This is a genomic window from Streptomyces sp. NPDC002817 (assembly GCF_053592055.1).
Window position 1 is genome coordinate 73,206 of record NZ_JBSFUY010000006.1, and the last position, 15,878, is coordinate 89,083.

A 15,878-nucleotide genomic window follows, 5' to 3' on the forward strand; every position below is an offset into this window, starting at 1 on the left:
AGAGGAGGGTTTGAATTTCCAACTCACAGAGTTATGGTGAGTTCGGATTTCCTACTGACCGGTAGTGCCCGAATTCCCAGTGCTGGAGGCCGTCCATGCGTGACGCAGTCATCGTCGAAGCCGTACGCACCCCGATAGGCAAGGGCAAGCCGAACGGTGCCCTCGCGCACGTCCACCCCGTCGAGCTCCTCGCCCACACCCTGCGCACCCTCGTCGAGCGTTCCGGCGTCGACCCGGCCCTCATCGACGACGTCATCGGCGGTACCGTCGACCAGGTCGGCGAACAGGCCATGAACACCACCCGCTACGCCCTCCTGTCGGCAGGCTTCCCGGAGACGGTCCCGGCGACCACCGTGGACCGCCAGTGCGGCTCCTCCCAGCAGGCCGTGCACTTCGCGGCCCAGGGCGTCATGTCCGGCGCGTACGACCTCGTCGTGGCGTGTGGCGTCGAGTCGATGAGCCGGGTGCCGATGTGGTCCAACGTGCCGCCCGGCAAGGACCCCTTCGGCCCCGGTGTCGCCGAGCGCTACCCGGAAGGGCTCGTCCCGCAGGGCATCAGCGCCGAGCTCATCGCGGCGAAGTGGTCGATCGCGCGCGAGCAGATGGACGCGTTCGCGGTGTCGTCCCATCTCAAGGCGGCCGAGGCCTGGGAGAAGGGGCTGTTCGACGCGGAGGTCGCGCCGTTGGAGGGCGTGGCGCGCGACGAGTGCGTACGGCCGTCCAGCACGGCCGAGGTCCTCGCCGGGCTCAAGCCCGCGTACTACGACCCGGCCTTCGCCGAGCGCTTCCCGCAGATCGAGTGGAACGTCACGGCGGGCAACGCGAGCCCGATCAACGACGGCGCGTCGGCTGTGCTGATCACGTCGAGCGAGACCGCGGCCCGGCTCGGCCTGCGGCCGCTGGCCCGGCTGCACAGTTTCGCCGTCACCGGGTCCGATCCGATGCTCATGCTCACCGGCGTCGTCCCGGCCACGGAGAAGGTGTTGCGGAGGGCTTCACTGACCCTGGACGACATCGACCTGTTCGAGGTCAACGAGGCGTTCTCCAGCGTGGTGCTGGCGTGGCGGCAGGAGACCGGTGCGGACCTGGACAAGGTCAATGTGCACGGGGGCGCCATCGCGATCGGGCACCCGTTGGGGGCGAGCGGTACGCGGCTCACGACGACGCTTGTGCATGCCATGCGAGAACGGGGCGCTCGCTATGCCTTGCAGACCATGTGTGAGGCGGGTGGGCTCGCCAACGCCATGGTGCTTGAAGGTGTGTAGGCGGCTGCCGGTCGGTGAGGGCTGGTCGCACAGTTCCCCGCGCCCCTGAAGGGGCGCGTCAGCGGCCCCGCAGATGATGGCGCTTGCGCCACGCCACCACCGCTCCCACCAGCGCCGGGACCGCGATCGTCGCCATCGCGATCAGGAACGCCGGGGACGTCGGTGTCGACGCGCGGGCCCCTGCCACGACGTACGCGGCGGTGTTCGGGATGGAGCCGAGCGCCGTCGCCAGCAGGAACGGCACGTAGCCCATGCGCGAGACCGCGGCGCAGTAGTTGGCGGCGGCGAACGGGACGCCGGGGAACAGCCGGATCGCCAGCATCGAGCGGAAACCGTGGCGGCTGAGCTGGCCGTCCGCGCCCTGCAGCAGACGACCGCGCAGCAGCGGGCGGAGGGCGTCCTGGCCCAGTACCCGGCCCAGCGTGAAGGCGATGCCGGCGCCGAGCACCGTGCCCGCCAGTGCGGCGCCGAGGCCCAGCTGCGAGCCGAAGAGAGCGCCTGCGGCCAGGTTCAGCAGCGGGCGTGGCACGAACGCCACCGAGCACAGCCCGTACGCCACCGCGTACACCAGGGCGGCCGCGGCTCCGCCGAGCTCCGGTGGCCAGCCGTCGGCCAGTAGCCGCTGTGGCTCCAGGAGCAGCACGGTCGACCCGGCCGCCACGAGGAGCGCGACGAGCAGGGACAGCCGCGACCAGGGCGAGAGCAGCACTCTCGAGAAGCGGGCGGCGAGGCCGGCCGTGACGGGTGCCGCGAGGGCGAGCTCCGTGGCGGTGGCCGGGGGAGCGGCCGTGGCGGTGCCCCCAGAGCGGGTGGTGGCATCGAGCATCCGGTGACACTAACCGACCAATGTGTGTGATCGCCGTATGGTTCGTCTCATGAGCGTCACAGGTGTGGGATCTCCCTCACTGCCGCAGAGCACCCTTGCGGACACCGTCCTGGGGCGGCTCACCGCCGTCTACGGCGCCGCGGCCGACCCCGAGCGGGCCGGGCCCATGCGCGCGTACATGAAGGACGTCGCCCCCTTCCTCGGCCTCACCACGCCCGTGCGCCGCTCGCTGTCCCGCACCGTCCTGGAGGGCGCGCCCCGCCCCGACGAGGCCGACTGCACCGCGATCGCCCTGCGCTGCTGGGAGCTGCCCGAGCGCGAGTACCAGTACTTCGCCGTCGACTATCTGCGCCGCCACGCGCGCGTGCTCCCGTCCGGTTTCCTGCCGGTGGCCCGGCACCTCGTCTCCACGGTCCCCTGGTGGGACACCGTCGACCTGCTCGCCGCGCACGTCGTCGGCGCGATGGTGACCGCCGACCCGAAGCTCACGGCCGACATGGACGCCTGGATCGTGGACGACGACCTGTGGATCGCCCGCACCGCCCTGCTCCACCAACTGCGTTACAAGGAACACACCGACGCAGACCGCCTCTTCACGTACTGCCTGCGTCAGTCCGGGCACCCCGACTTCTTCATCCGCAAGGCGATCGGCTGGGCGCTGCGCGAGTACGCCAAGACCGACCCGGAGGCCGTACGGGCCTTCCTCGCCAGGGAGAAGGGCCGCTTCGCGCCGCTGTCGGTGCGGGAAGCACTCAAGAACATCGGCGCCTGACGTCCCGTAGCTCGAAAAACCATTCGACGCCGAGCCGGGCGTCGGCAATGATCGGCCTCATGTTCCGGCACGCCTTCCTCTTCGCAGCATCCGCAGTCGCGGATGCACCGAAGGCTGCCGTTGAAATCCTCCTGGCTGCTGTCGACGGCGCCCGAAGCTGACCCTCTCCGGATTGTCCGGCGGACCCCGCAGGGGGAGGGTCGGCCAGTTCCCCGGGGTCCCCGACACCAACGAAGAGGCTTCGAGGAATCGCCATGCCCAAGACGGCATACGTGCGGACCAAACCGCATCTCAACATCGGCACCATGGGCCACGTCGACCACGGCAAGACCACCCTGACCGCCGCCATCACCAAGGTCCTCGCCGACCGCGGCACCGGCACTTTCGTCCCGTTCGACCGCATCGACCGGGCCCCGGAGGAGGCCGCGCGCGGCATCACCATCAACATCGCGCACGTCGAGTACGAGACCGACACCCGGCACTACGCGCACGTGGACATGCCGGGCCACGCCGACTACGTCAAGAACATGGTCACCGGCGCCGCACAGCTCGACGGGGCGATCCTCGTCGTCTCCGCGCTCGACGGGATCATGCCGCAGACCGCCGAACACGTGCTGCTCGCCCGGCAGGTGGGCGTGGACCACGTGGTCGTCGCGCTGAACAAGGCGGACGCGGCGGACGACGAGCTCGTGGAACTCGTCGAGCTGGAGGTCCGTGACCTGCTCACCACGCACGGGTACGGCGGCGACGCGGTGCCTGTCGTACGGGTCTCCGGGCTCAAGGCGCTCCAGGGCGACCCGCGGTGGACGGCGTCCATCGACGCGCTGCTCGACGCGGTGGACACGTATGTGCCCATGCCGGAGCGGTACTTGGACGCGCCGTTCCTGTTGCCGGTGGAGAACGTGCTCACGATCACCGGCCGCGGGACGGTCGTCACCGGTGCGGTGGAGCGGGGCACGGTCCGGGTGGGCGACCGGGTCGAAGTGCTCGGGGCGGAGGTCGAGACCGTCGTCACCGGGCTCGAGACCTTCGGCAAGCCCATGGACGAGGCGCAGGCCGGCGACAACGTGGCGCTGCTGCTGCGGGGCGTCCCCCGGGACGCCGTACGGCGTGGGCATGTGGTGGCCGCGCCGGGCAGCGTGGAGCCGCGACGGCGGTTCTCGGCGCAGGTGTATGTGCTGTCCGCGCGTGAGGGCGGTCGGACGACGCCGGTGTCGACGGGGTACCGGCCCCAGTTCTACATCCGTACGGCGGATGTGGTGGGGGACGTCGACCTGGGTGAGGTGGCTGTCGCGCGGCCGGGGGAGACGGTCGGGATGACCGTTGAGCTGGGGCGTGAGGTGCCTCTGGAGCCCGGGCTCGGATTCGCCATCCGTGAGGGTGGCCGGACCGTCGGCGCGGGGACCGTGACAGCCGTCGAGTGAGGGTGGCTGACGTCGGTGGGGGACTGCGGGGCCGTTGTGGCCGGCCGCGCAGTTCCCCGCCCCTTCGGGGCACGTCCCTGCCGGCGCGGGACAGAACGGTCACCGGCACAATGACGGGGTGACCGAGCCGATCCCCGTCGCCCGTGCCGTCGATCACGGGTTCGCCAAACTCATGCCCGACGTCGACCGTGCGCGGGCCTGGCTGCTCACCGTCGACGGGGCGCCTCAGTCGTACGTCGATCTGGACGAGCCGACGCATCTGGAGTTCGAGTACGCCCGTCGGCTCGGGCATGTGCTGGACACCGTCGCGGAGGCCGGGCGGCCCCTGGACGCGCTGCACCTCGGGGGCGGGGCGCTGACGTTGCCGCGCTACCTCGCCGCCACCCGGCCCGGGTCCCGGCAGGATGTCGTCGAGGCCGATCAGGAGCTGTTGCGGTTGGTCGCGGAGCATCTGCCGCTGCCCGACGGGGCCTCGATCGCCCTGCACGGCGCCGATGCGCGGGCGTGGCTGGAGGCGGCTCCGGCCGACTCCGCGGACGTGCTGGTCGCCGATGTCTTCGGAGGCTCGCGGGTGCCCGCGCACCTCACGTCCCTCGGCTACGTCCGGGAGGCCGACCGGGTGCTGCGGGACGGGGGCGTCTACCTGGCCAACCTCGCCGACGCGGCGCCCTTCGCCTTCCTGCGGTCCCAACTGGCCACCCTGGGCACGGTGTTCCCGGAGCTCGCGCTGATCGCCGAGCCGGGGGTCCTGCGGGGCCGGCGGTTCGGGAACGCCGTGGTGGTCGCCGCCCGGAAGCCCTTCGACACGGCCGCGGTCGCCCGGCTCACCGCCTCCGACGCCTTCCCCGCCCGTGTCGAGCACGGGGCCGCCCTGCGGGACTTCACCGGCGGTGCGCGGCCCGTGCGGGACGAGGACGCCGTGCCGTCACCCGAGCCCCCCGACGGGGCGTTCGGCATCGGCTGAGTCGGCTGAGTCGACTGCCGCGGACTGTGCCACCGGCTTGCTGCGCCGCCCGAGGTTCCGCACGTCCGGTACGCACAGCACCGCCGCGGTCACCACCACGACCAGCGCCGCGCAGCCCCACAGCGCGTTGGAACGGCCGAACGCCGACTCCGCGGGACCGGCCAGCGCGGTCGCCAGCGGCACCATGGCGACGGAGCCGAACCAGTCGTAGGCCGAGACCCGGGAGAGCTTGTTCTCCGGGATCTCCTGATGGAGGGCGGTCATCCAGCTCACCCCGAAGACCTCCACCGTCACGCCGGTGAGGAACATCACCGCGCACAGGACCCCGGCCGACGTGGGCACCGCGAGGGCGGCCGAGGGGAGGGCCAGGGGGAAGACACCGAGGGTGCCCCAGAGCAGCAGGCGGCGTGGCTTCCAGCGGGTCATGAGCAGGGCGCCGGCGACCGTGCCCGCGCCGAAGAAGCCCAGGGCCAGGCCCCAGGGGCCCGCCCCGCCCAGATGGTCGCGGGCGACCAGCGGGCCGTAGACCGCGTCGGCGGCGGCCACGACCGCGTTCGCGATCGAGAACTGTACGACGATGCCCCACAGCCACGGCCGGCTGCTGAACTCCTGCCAGCCCTCCCGGAGGTCGGCGAGCAGGCCGTCGCCCGGCGTGCGTGGCGCGATATGGCTCACGTCCAGGAAGGAGCGCAGGGCTCCGGCCACCGCGAACGCCACCGCGTCCGCCGCCAGCACCCAGCCCGGGCCGATCGCGGCGACCATCGCACCGCCCAGCGCGGCCCCGCCCACGGTCGCACCCTGCATCGCCATCCGGAACACCGCGAAGGCCCGGCTCACCTGCTCGCCGGAGACCGAGGACATCAGCATGCCCTCGGCCGCCGGGCTGAAGAACGCCTGGCCGGTGCCGCCCAGCGCGGTGAGCAGCATCATCTGCCACAGCTGCGGATCCCCGGCGAGGACGAGCACCGCGAAGACGCCCTGCGACACACAGTTGAGGGCGTTCGCCGCGACCATCACCCGGTGCCGGGGGAGCCGGTCCGCGATCGCGCCGCCGATCAGCAGGAACACCACCAGCGGCAGCGTCCGCGCGGCGGCCACGAGTCCCACGTCACCGCCGTCGCCACCGGTCTCCAGGACGGCGAACGCGGCGGCGATCAGCGCGCCGTGGCTGCCGAGGTTGGTGACGACCGCCGAGGCGGTCAGCAGGCTGTAGTTGCGGCCGGCCCAGTCGGGTCTGCGGCGGCGTATCGGGGCGTCGGCGGAGGTCACCGGCCGACTATCCCCGTACCGCCCCCGACTTGCCAAACCGATTCCCGGCCTTTGACCTGCTGGTCAGCCCGTGGGTTCGCCGTGCAGCCGGACCGTGCCGAGGATCTTCTGGACCGTCGCGTCCGGCACCTCGTCACCGGTGCCCTTGACCCCGTGGAAGGTCCAGGAGACGAAGTCACCCGTGGAGTTCTTGAACGCGAACGTGGTCGCCTTGCCGTTCGTGTCGCACTTGTCCGTCTTCGGCACACCCGTCGAGTAGGTCGTGGCGACGCTGCCCTCGATGCCCGAGGCCGTGGTGTACGCCTTCGCCTTGCCGATGGTGAGCAGTTTCTTGGAGGCGTCCTTCTGGTCGGTGTATCCGCCGAACACCCACCAGGCCGAGTCGTTGCGGGCGACGTCGGCGGTGTTCTTGGCGCCGTTCTGGCCCTTGGTGCCGGCCGTGCCGAGCGCCTTGTCGCTGGTGGTGCCGTCCTTGTCGGAGTCGGAGGTGCACCACTTCTCCTGGACGTAGGCCGGTGCGGACATGCCGATGAGGGCCGAGCCGTCGCCCTTCTTCTCGTCCTCGTAGCCGATGAACACGCCGGGCGACTCGACCTGCCAGTCCGCCGGGACGTCGAAGGCGGTGCCCCACTTCGGGTTGACCACGACCTTCCAGCCGTCGACGGTCGCTTTCGCCCCGTCACCGCCCCGCGGATCGTCCCCGGTGCTCGGGCTCGCCGAGGTGGGCGCAGGGGTCGTGGCGGTCGGGGTCGGGTCGCCGCCGCCGTCCGCCTTGTCGTCCTTGTCACCGCCCAGGACGAGGAAGCCGGTCACACCGGCGGCCACGACGACGGCCAGGGCGGCCACGATCGCCGTGATCTTCGTACGGCTGCCACCGCCGCCGGGACCTCCGGGCTGCGGTGGCCGGGGTATGTCCCACTGGGGCTGCTGCCCGTAGGGGTTGGCCTGCTGATAGCCGGGTTGTTGGTACGGATTGGGTTGCTGGTACCCGGGCTGCTGGTACGGGTTGTGCGGGTTCTGCTCGCCCCCGGGCGGCTGCTGTTCTGGCCACATGGCCGACAACCCTAGGGGGGCGGGGAGGCCGGTGCCGTGCACATCCGGCAAGCGGCCGGCCTCCCCACGGCTCAGCCCGTCGGCTCGCCGTGCAGCCGGACCGTGCTCAGGATCTTCGTGATCGTGGCGTCCGGGAGCTCCTCGTCGACGCCCGTGGCCCCGTACAGGCTGAACGCCACGAAGTCACCGGCGGAGTTCTTGAACCCGAACGTGACCGCCTTGCCGTCGCTCGCGCACTTGCCCTTCTGGGGCGTGTTCTTCGAACGGGCCCAGGCGATGCTGCCCTCGACGCCCGACGTCGTCGTGAACGCCTTGGCCTTCTCGTCGAGGGCGATGCTCTTCTTGTCCGGCTGCGTGTAGCCGCCGTACACCCACCACGCGACCTGGTTGAGGGCGACCTCGTCGGTGTCCTTGGCTCCGTTGGCGCCCTTGGTGCCCGCGGTGGCGAGGGCGGTCTCCTCCTTGTCACCGTCCTTGTCGTCGTCGGAGGTGCACCACTGTTCCTTGAGGTACGCCGGCGCCGACATGGTGATGATGGGCTTGTCGCCGGCCTTGGCGTCGTCCTCCTCGAAGCCGATGATCATGCCCGGAGACTCGACCTGCCAGTCCGCCGGGACGTCGAAGGCGGTGCCCCACTTGGGGTTGATGACGACCTTCCAGCCGTCGATCGTCGCCTTCTCCTCCTCGCCGCCCCGCGGGTTGTCGTCCGAGCCGGAGGCCGACGCGGAGGGATCGGTCGAGGCGGACTTCGACGCGGGCGCGGACCGGCCGGTCTGCTTGTCCGAGCCGCCGTCCGCCTCGTCGTCCTTGTCACCGCCCAGCACGAGGAAGCCGGTCACACCGGCGGCCACGACGACGGCCAGGGCGGCCACGATCGCCGTGATCTTCGTACGGCTGCCACCGCCGCCGGGACCTCCGGGCTGCGGTGGCTGGGGCGTGTCCCACTGGGGCTGCTGCCCGTAGGGGTTGGCCTGCTGATAGCCGGGTTGTTGGTACGGATTGGGTTGCTGGTACCCCGGCTGCTGGTACGGGTTGTTCTGGTCCTGCGGGTTCTGCTCGCCCCCGGGCGGCTGCTGTCCTGGCCACATGGGCAGTCACCTTAGTGGCGCCGGTGCATCGATTCGGTCACCGCCCCTTGTCAGGGACGTAGCAAGTCAGGACTCCTCGGGCGTGAACACGCGTACCGTGCTCAGGATCTTCTCGACCGTGGCCTGCGGAACCTCCTCGTCGACGCCCGCGGCGCCGAAGAACGACCACGACGCGAAGTCACCCTCGGCGTTCTTGAAGGCGAAGGTCGTCGCCTTGCCGTCCGTGTCGCACTTGTCCTGCCGCTCGACCCCGGAGGACTCCGAGGTGGCGACGCTGCCGGTCAGGCCCGACGCGGTGGTGAAGGAGGTGGCCGTCGCGGTGGTCACCTTCTTCTTGTCCGGTTGGGTGTACATGCCGTAGACCCAGGCCGCGGAGTCGGCGCGGGCGATCTCCTCGGTGCTCCGCGCGCCGTTGTTGCCCCGTGATCCGGCGCTCGCCAACGGGGTGTCGTCGGTCGTGCCGTCCTTGTCGTCGTCCGAGGTGCACCACTGCGCCTTGAGGACGGCGGGTCCCTTCATGGCGACCAGCGGTGTCTCGCCGGGATCGTCGTCCTCCGTGACGTAGGACACCCAGTCCCTCGACTCCAGCGCCCAGTCCGCCGGAACGTCGAAGGCGACGCCGAGGTCGGTGTTCACCACGGCCTTCCAGCCGTCCACGGTCGGCTTCTGACCGTCGGCCGTGCGCGGGTTGCCGGACGCGGACGGCGACGCCGAGGAACGCGTCGGGTCCGGCGCCGCCTCGTCGTCGCTGCCGCCCCCGAGGAACACGGCACCGGTCACCAGGGCGGCGACCACGACGGCCGCGGTCGCGGCGAGGGCGACGGTTCTCGTACGCCGGCTCCCGCCGTCCGGTGCGGGCGGCGGTTGCGCGGTGTACGGGTTGGGTTGCTGATATCCCGGCTGCTGATAGGGGTTCGCGTCCTGCTGCGGATTCGTTCCGCCCCCCGGCGGTCGCTCTCCTGGCCACATGGGGCGTAAGGATACGACGATCACCGCACCGACCTGGCCATGCCAGGCTACTCGTGGGTAACATGCCCGTCATGAGCGCAGACCAGATGTCGATCGGCGAGATGCTGTCCGCCACCGTCCCCATGGCCCGGACCCTGCACCTCGAGTTCCTGGAGACCACGCCGGAGAAGGCCGTGGTGTCCCTGCCGGACCAGGGCGAGTACCACAACCACGTGGGCGGCCCGCACGCCGGCGCGATGTTCACGCTCGGCGAGACCGCCAGCGGCACCATCGTCCTCGCCGCGTTCGGGGACCAGCTCTCGCGAGCCGTGCCGCTCGCCGTCAAGGCCGAGATCGCGTACAGGAAGCTCGCGATGGGAGCCGTCACCGCCACCGCGACCCTGGGCCGCCCGGTCGCCGACGTGGTCGCCGAGCTGGACGCGGGGGAGCGCCCCGAGTTCCCGGTGGCGATCGAGATCCGCCGTGCCGACGGGGCGGTGACCGGTGAGATGACCGTGGTCTGGACGCTGCGTCCCAACGGCTGAGCCGCGCGTCCTGACGAGGCCCCGGCCGTCGGTCGGGGCCCCGGTGTGAGATCAGGCCGCGAGCCGCCGGCGTTCGGCTCCGCCGCTCTCGGCCGCCGTGACGAACTCCTTGAGCCAGGCGAGGAATTCGGGCCCCAGGTCGGGCCGGTCGCAGGCGAGCCGGACCACCGTGCGCAGGTAGTCCGCCTTGTCGCCGGTGTCGTAGCGCAGTCCTTCGAAGACGACCCCGTGCACCGTGCCGCCCATGGCGAGTTCCTGGAGGGCGTCGGTCAGTTGGATCTCGCCGCCGCGGCCGGGCGGGGTGCGCTCCAGGGTGTCGAAGACCGCGGGGTCGAGGACGTAGCGGCCGATGACCGCGTAGGTGCTGGGCGCGTTCTCGGGCGACGGCTTCTCCACGAGCCCGGTCACGCGGACGACGTCCTCGTCGTCCGTCCTTTCCACGGCGGCGCAGCCGTAGAGATGGATCTGTTCGCGGGGCACCTCCATCAGCGCGACGACGCTCCCGCCGTGCTCGTCGCGGACGTCGAGCATCCGGCTGAGCAGTGTCTCGCGCGGGTCGATGAGGTCGTCGCCGAGCAGGACGGCGAACGGCTCGGCGCCGACGTGCCGACGGGCGCACAGCACCGCGTGGCCGAGGCCGAGGGGTTCGCCCTGCCGGATGTGGTGGATGTTGGCGAGGCGGGCCGGGTCGCGTACGGCGTCGAGGCGGACCGTGTCGCCCTTCGCCGCGAGGGCCTGCTCCAGCTCGAAGGCGTGGTCGAAGTGGTCCTCGATGGCCCGCTTGTGGCGACCGGTGATCATCAGTACGTCGTCGAGGCCGGCCGCGGCCGCCTCCTCCACGACGTACTGGATGGCCGGCTTGTCGACGACCGGGAGCATCTCCTTCGGCGTCGCCTTGGTCGCGGGCAGGAAGCGCGTGCCGAGCCCTGCGGCCGGGACGACCGCCTTGCGTACGGGGCCGCCGGGGGAAGGGGTCGCGGGGTCGGTGGGGGTGTGGGGGACGATCATGCGGCCCATGCTGGCCGACGGGAATGAGAGCTTCCAGAGAGAGACGTGGGAGCGCGCTGTGTGTCGGGCCCGGGGTTGCGAAAGTTGGAGATTTCGTGTGCCAACTGTCTTTGCTTGCACACAACTTGGGGTCGGCCGGTTCGGCGCTTCGAATGCGGGTGCGGATACCGCCGGTAACTTATCTGAATTCACTGCGTTTTGAACTTTGGTCACTCGAACTTCTTGTTTCCTGTGTTTCACGTGTGCGAAAGTGACCGCCCCGAATGACCGCACCGTACCTGACGCGGCATAGGTATGCACCAATCACGCACCTGCTTTCCGGCGGACGCGCAATAGCCATGCCGTCCTGCGGCTTGGAAGGAAATGGTTCAGTGCAATCCCCTTACCCCCCAAGGCCCCCCTATCCGCCGCGCCCCGGAGCGACTCCGGGGGAGACCGACCGAAATCTCGTCGCCCAATTGGGCGGTGCCGAGGGCGGTGACCGTGCTGTCGCGCTGCTGATGGCCCGGCACTGGCGGGCCGCGCATGACTACGCCGTCATCTGTCTGGCCTCCTCGTCCGGTTCGGCGGAGCTCGTGGCCGCCGCTGCGTTCCACCGGGTGCTCGGGCGGGCGGGCGGGGGTGCGGTGCGGCCCCAGCTCCTGGCCGCCGTACGGGACACGGTGAAGGAGTGGGCCGCACAGGACCGCATTTCCGCGGCGCTGCCGGAGCTGGGCAAAACGACCGGCGGCCGTGGACTGCGTGCCGCGCGGGGCGCCACCCCTGAAAGGCGGCAGCTCGCCGAGCGTGCATTCCGGGCCCTTCCGGGTGCCTCGCAATGCCTGTTGTGGCATGTCGAGGTCGAGGCCGAGCACATATCCGTACCGGCCGGTCTGCTGGGGGTCGACATCCCCCAGGCGGCGGACGGGTTGGAACGGGCGCGCGACCAATTCCGGGAGGGCTGTGTACGAGCCCACCGGGAACTCGCGCCCTCCAAGGACTGCCGCTTCTACAACCGCCTCCTCGACGTCCCGATTCGCCGTGGCGGCGCCCTGCTCCCCGATGTGCAGCAGCATCTGATGGAGTGCCGCCACTGCCGGCACGCTGCCGAACAGCTCAGCCATTTCGAGGGCGGCCTCGAGGCGCTGCTCGCCGAGACCGTGCTCGGCTGGGGAGCCCGGCGCTATCTCGACTCCCGGCCCGGCCGCGGCGGTTCGAACCAGTCGCCGGCCGCCCGTCCGCGCGGCGGCCGGCACCGGCCCACGCGTGTCGCCGCACCGAGACGGCACACCAAGGCGGCGATGGTCGTGGGTCTGACCTCCTTCGCTCTGCTCGCGACCGTCCTCGTCGCCAAGGGCTGGTCCGATGACAACGGTGTCCCCGACCCCGGTGTCACCTGGGGCGCGCCCAGCGGCAACGACACCGTGCCCAGCCCCGACTCGGTGCCCTCGTCCGACGGTTCCCCGTCGGCCGCCTCCGCGAGCGAGCCCGTGGAGATCGGCCAGGGCCGACTCCGCAGCCGCGCCGCCGACCTCTGCCTCGACATCCGTGGGAACAAGGTCCAGGCCGGCTCCACGACGGTGCTCGGGGCCTGCTCCTCGGCGCTGTCCCAGCAGTGGTCGTACCAGGACGACGGCCTGCTGCGCAGCCTCGCCGATCCCACGCTCTGCCTCGGCGCCGACACCGACGACGGTTCGGTCGTCCTCGCCGGATGCCTGGTGCACACCGGTGAGGTCCAGTACGACCTCACCGTCCGCGGTGAACTTCTGCTGCGCTGGGGCAAGGGGCTGGTCGTCGCACCCGACAAGGACCTCGACGTCGTAGTGGTCGAGCGCGACGGCTCCGCGGACCAGGGGTGGCTCTTCGAGACGGCGGACACGCCCACCGCGGAGACGCGGAAGAAGGGCGAGACGGAAGAGAAGGAAGACAGGACGGAGAAGACGGAGAAGGGCGAACCGAAGGAGAAGGGGGAGAAAGAGGAGGACGGGGATCGCCAACTCCCGGACACCGCCTCGAAGTCACCCACCGCCGCGCCGGTGCGCCCCGATGACTCCGACGGCCACGCTCCGGGCGAGGTGGAGGAGTACGAGCCGCGCGCGGCCCAGGTCGACCACCGGGACGAACCCGAGGACCCGGGCGTTCTCCAGGACGTGCCGGTGGCGGGAACCGTCGTCACCGCGGTCGGATCCCTCCTTCACTGACCCAGGGGCCGCCTCGTCGAGGCGGCCCCTCCTTCGGTTCTTGTCGGCATCCGGCCGCTTCTTTTTCACCGCATTGACACGAGTCACCAACGGTCATAGTTTTCCCGCCGCGCCCATGGCGTTTCTCACCGGATGTGTTCACCAAGTCGTGCCCGCACACCGAAGGAGTGACGGCTCATGACCGACACCGTCTCCCGGCGACCGGCCCCGCGTCGGCTGGGCGGGGCGATCGCCGTCGCCCTGACGGCACTGGCGGCCGCGCTCGTGGCGCCCGCACCCGCTCGGGCAGCCGGCTCGTCCGATCCCGTGGTCCGTACGGAAGCCGGTCTGGTACGAGGCGAAGTCACCGCCGAGGGACGGCAGTTCCTCGGCATCCCGTACGCCGAGCCGCCCGTCGGCGCGCTCCGCTGGAAGGAACCGAGAGCGGTCCGGCCGTGGCACGGGGTGCGTACAGCACAGGACTTCGGCAACAAGTGCGTGCAGGCGTCGAGTTGGGACCCCGGGTACGAGCGGCCCTCGCACACCGAGGACTGCCTCGACCTCAATGTGTACGTCCCCGAAGGCAACGGGCACCGCGCGGTCATGGTCTGGTTCCACGGCGGCGGGCTCACCGCCGGGGCCGGACAGGACATCGTCCCCGACACCTTCGCCCGGCAGACCGGCACGGTCGTGGTCACCGTCAACTACCGCCTGGGTGCGATGGGTTTCCTCGCCACCGCGGGGCTCGACGACGAGGCCCGCGACGGGGTCTCCGGCAACTTCGGCATGCTCGACCAGCAGACGGCGCTGCGCTGGGTGCGCGCCAACATCGGACGCTTCGGCGGCGATGCGGGCCGTGTCACCATCGCCGGTGAGTCCGCGGGCGGCCGCTCGGTCTGCACCCAGCTCGCCTCACCCACGGCGAAGGGACTGTTCCGGGCGGGCGTCGTCGAGAGCGGGGCGTACGACGACTGCGCCGCCCGGACACGGGAGACGGCCGTGAGCCAGGGAGCCGCGTTCGTGCGGCAGCTCGGGTGCGAGACGGTGGCCTGTCTGCGCGGCAAGTCGGCCGCCGAAGTCCTTGCCGCACAAGGGGAGTTCGACTGGGGTCCGGTGGCCGGTGGACGCTTCCTGCCCACGCAGCCCTCGGACGCCTTCGCCCAGGGTGCCGCCACCGGGGTGCCGGTGATGAACGGGGCGAACCAGGACGAGGGCCGGCTCTTCGCCTTCGCCCGCTTCGACCTCGGCGGGGCTCCCCTCACGGCCGAGCAATATCCGACGGTCATGCGGGAGGAATTCGGCGAGCAGGCGCTGCGGCGCTACCCGGTCTCGGCGTACCCGACGCCCACGATCGGCTATGCCACGGCCCTCGGCGACCAGCTCTTCGCGTGCAGCGCGCTAAGGCTCGACGGCGTGCTCGCCGGCCGCGGACCGGTCTACGGGTACGAGTTCGCCGACCGCACCTCCCCGGCGTTCGCCTCACTGCGCAATCTGGGGACCGACTTCGACTTCGGGGCCACCCATGTCAACGAGTTGCAGTACCTCTTCAAGCACTTCGGCCTCCGGTCCCCGCTGAACAGCGAGCAGAAGGTACTGGCGCGGCAGATGGTCCAGTACTGGGGATCCTTCGTCCGCGGAGGAGTGCCGCGGGCCGACGGACAGCCCTCGATGCCCGGCGGTACGGGGACGGTGCTCTCGCTGCGGACGGCGTCCGCCGGGGGTAACGCCGTGAGTGCGACCGTGCACCGTGAGCACCGGTGCAACCTGTGGGACGCCGCCACCGTCTCACTCAACGGGTAGGCTGCCCCGGCGCACGCTCGTGTGGAGCGTGCGCCGGGAACACAGGACAACGGGAGGAACCGGCGGTGCACGTCCAGGAGTGGCTCGAGACCGTACCCGCGGTCAGCATCTATCTGCTGGTGGGCCTGGTCATCGGCCTGGAGAGCCTGGGCATTCCGCTGCCGGGCGAGATCATCCTCGTCTCGTCCGCGCTGCTCGCCTCCCAGCACGGTGAGATCGACCCGTTCGTCCTCGGTGCCTGCGCCAGCGCGGGAGCGATCATCGGTGACTCCATCGGCTACGCGATCGGCCGCAAGGGTGGTCGTCCACTGCTGGCCTGGCTGGGCAGGAAATTCCCCAGGCACTTCAGCGAGGGGCACATCGCCACGGCGGAGCGGTCCTTCGAGAAGTGGGGCATGTGGGCCGTCTTCTTCGGCCGGTTCGTCGCCCTGCTGCGGATCTTCGCGGGGCCGCTGGCGGGTGTGCTGCGGATGCCGTACTGGAAGTTCCTGATCGCCAACGTTTTCGGTGGGATCCTCTGGGCGGGCGGTACGACGGCCGTCATCTACTACGTGGGGATCGTCGCGGAGTCGTGGCTGAAGCGGTTCTCGTGGCTGGGGCTGGTGCTCGCCGTGCTGATCGGGCTCACGTCGATGCTGGTGCTCAAGCGCAAGGCCGCGAAGGCGCAGGGCGCGGTGCGTGAGGCTGAGACCGTAGGGGCTGCCGAGTAGTTTCGGGCGCGGGTCGGCCGTGGCTGGTCGCGCCCACGCGGCGGAGC

The 15,878-nt window shown here is 70.9% G+C and carries 14 protein-coding genes; 8 read left to right on the forward strand and 6 right to left on the reverse strand.

Annotated elements, in window-relative coordinates; all coding sequences use genetic code 11:
* Positions 1–95: 95 nt before the first annotated feature.
* On the forward strand, positions 96–1,265 hold the full coding sequence (locus tag ACWD3I_RS13815) for a thiolase family protein (RefSeq protein ID WP_365407586.1): 1,170 nt from the start codon (positions 96–98) through the stop codon (positions 1,263–1,265).
* A gap of 58 nt (positions 1,266–1,323) precedes the next feature.
* Here the strand turns inward: ACWD3I_RS13815 and ACWD3I_RS13820 are convergent, their stop codons facing one another.
* Entirely contained in the window at positions 1,324–2,091 is a 768-nt protein-coding gene (locus tag ACWD3I_RS13820) for a TVP38/TMEM64 family protein (protein WP_365407583.1), read from the reverse strand.
* A 49-nt stretch (positions 2,092–2,140) separates the two neighbouring features.
* Here ACWD3I_RS13820 and ACWD3I_RS13825 point away from each other — a divergent pair, with 49 nt between their 5' ends.
* The 3 genes from ACWD3I_RS13825 to ACWD3I_RS13835 all read left to right on the forward strand — a co-directional run bounded on the left by ACWD3I_RS13825 (position 2,141) and on the right by ACWD3I_RS13835 (position 5,251).
* On the forward strand, positions 2,141–2,863 hold the full coding sequence (locus tag ACWD3I_RS13825) for a DNA alkylation repair protein (RefSeq protein WP_365407580.1): 723 nt from the start codon (positions 2,141–2,143) through the stop codon (positions 2,861–2,863).
* A gap of 254 nt (positions 2,864–3,117) precedes the next feature.
* Positions 3,118–4,287 (forward strand): elongation factor Tu, encoded by a 1,170-nt coding sequence (tuf, locus tag ACWD3I_RS13830; protein WP_365407577.1) that lies wholly within the window; start codon positions 3,118–3,120, stop codon positions 4,285–4,287.
* A 118-nt stretch (positions 4,288–4,405) separates the two neighbouring features.
* Positions 4,406–5,251: a spermidine synthase gene (locus ACWD3I_RS13835; protein WP_365407574.1), complete on the forward strand. Its 846-nt coding sequence runs from the start codon at positions 4,406–4,408 to the stop codon at positions 5,249–5,251.
* On the opposite strand, the gene ACWD3I_RS13840 is transcribed toward ACWD3I_RS13835, so the two are convergent.
* The 4 genes from ACWD3I_RS13840 to ACWD3I_RS13855 all read right to left on the reverse strand — a co-directional run bounded on the left by ACWD3I_RS13840 (position 5,213) and on the right by ACWD3I_RS13855 (position 9,630).
* A complete protein-coding gene (locus ACWD3I_RS13840) occupies positions 5,213–6,520 on the reverse strand; it encodes an MFS transporter (RefSeq protein ID WP_365407571.1) in 1,308 nt (435 codons plus the stop codon). The genes ACWD3I_RS13835 and ACWD3I_RS13840 overlap by 39 nt on opposite strands.
* A gap of 63 nt (positions 6,521–6,583) precedes the next feature.
* Complete coding sequence (locus tag ACWD3I_RS13845) at positions 6,584–7,573, reverse strand: hypothetical protein (protein WP_365407568.1); 990 nt, start codon at positions 7,571–7,573, stop codon at positions 6,584–6,586.
* 71 nt (positions 7,574–7,644) lie between these two features.
* The gene (locus tag ACWD3I_RS13850; protein WP_451084089.1) at positions 7,645–8,661 is read right to left on the reverse strand and encodes a hypothetical protein; all 1,017 of its coding nucleotides are present in this window, start codon (positions 8,659–8,661) and stop codon (positions 7,645–7,647) included.
* Positions 8,662–8,727: 66 nt separating this feature from the next.
* A complete protein-coding gene (locus tag ACWD3I_RS13855; RefSeq protein ID WP_365407269.1) occupies positions 8,728–9,630 on the reverse strand; it encodes a hypothetical protein in 903 nt (300 codons plus the stop codon).
* 86 nt (positions 9,631–9,716) lie between these two features.
* On the opposite strand from ACWD3I_RS13855, the gene ACWD3I_RS13860 reads away from it, so the two are divergent.
* Positions 9,717–10,154, forward strand: a complete 438-nt coding sequence (locus ACWD3I_RS13860; protein WP_365407374.1) for a DUF4442 domain-containing protein — start codon at positions 9,717–9,719, stop codon at positions 10,152–10,154.
* A gap of 51 nt (positions 10,155–10,205) precedes the next feature.
* On the opposite strand, the gene galU is transcribed toward ACWD3I_RS13860, so the two are convergent.
* Positions 10,206–11,162, reverse strand: coding sequence for a UTP--glucose-1-phosphate uridylyltransferase GalU (galU, locus tag ACWD3I_RS13865; RefSeq protein WP_365407272.1), 957 nt, complete (start codon positions 11,160–11,162; stop codon positions 10,206–10,208).
* A gap of 458 nt (positions 11,163–11,620) precedes the next feature.
* Between galU and ACWD3I_RS13870 the strand changes: the two genes are divergently transcribed.
* The 3 genes from ACWD3I_RS13870 (at position 11,621) to ACWD3I_RS13880 (ending at position 15,831) form a co-directional block, all read left to right on the forward strand.
* On the forward strand, positions 11,621–13,342 hold the full coding sequence (locus tag ACWD3I_RS13870; protein WP_451084090.1) for an RICIN domain-containing protein: 1,722 nt from the start codon (positions 11,621–11,623) through the stop codon (positions 13,340–13,342).
* A gap of 177 nt (positions 13,343–13,519) precedes the next feature.
* A complete protein-coding gene (locus tag ACWD3I_RS13875) occupies positions 13,520–15,121 on the forward strand; it encodes a carboxylesterase/lipase family protein (RefSeq protein ID WP_365407278.1) in 1,602 nt (533 codons plus the stop codon).
* A 65-nt stretch (positions 15,122–15,186) separates the two neighbouring features.
* A complete protein-coding gene (locus ACWD3I_RS13880) occupies positions 15,187–15,831 on the forward strand; it encodes a DedA family protein (RefSeq protein WP_365407281.1) in 645 nt (214 codons plus the stop codon).
* Positions 15,832–15,878: the final 47 nt, after the last annotated feature.

Excerpts from the sequence above, each read along its gene's own strand:
- ACWD3I_RS13860 (WP_365407374.1), top strand. The coding sequence starts at position 9,717 with ATGTCGATCGGCGAGATGCTGTCCGCCACCGTCCCCATGGCCCGGACC.
- tuf (WP_365407577.1), top strand. The coding sequence starts at position 3,118 with ATGCCCAAGACGGCATACGTGCGGACCAAACCGCATCTCAACATCGGC.
- ACWD3I_RS13855 (WP_365407269.1), bottom strand. The coding sequence starts at position 9,630 with ATGTGGCCAGGAGAGCGACCGCCGGGGGGCGGAACGAATCCGCAGCAG.
- ACWD3I_RS13875 (WP_365407278.1), top strand. The coding sequence starts at position 13,520 with ATGACCGACACCGTCTCCCGGCGACCGGCCCCGCGTCGGCTGGGCGGG.
- ACWD3I_RS13825 (WP_365407580.1), top strand. The coding sequence starts at position 2,141 with ATGAGCGTCACAGGTGTGGGATCTCCCTCACTGCCGCAGAGCACCCTT.
- galU (WP_365407272.1), bottom strand. The coding sequence starts at position 11,162 with ATGATCGTCCCCCACACCCCCACCGACCCCGCGACCCCTTCCCCCGGC.
- ACWD3I_RS13850 (WP_451084089.1), bottom strand. The coding sequence starts at position 8,661 with ATGTGGCCAGGACAGCAGCCGCCCGGGGGCGAGCAGAACCCGCAGGAC.
- ACWD3I_RS13845 (WP_365407568.1), bottom strand. The coding sequence starts at position 7,573 with ATGTGGCCAGAACAGCAGCCGCCCGGGGGCGAGCAGAACCCGCACAAC.
- ACWD3I_RS13815 (WP_365407586.1), top strand. The coding sequence starts at position 96 with ATGCGTGACGCAGTCATCGTCGAAGCCGTACGCACCCCGATAGGCAAG.
- ACWD3I_RS13820 (WP_365407583.1), bottom strand. The coding sequence starts at position 2,091 with ATGCTCGATGCCACCACCCGCTCTGGGGGCACCGCCACGGCCGCTCCC.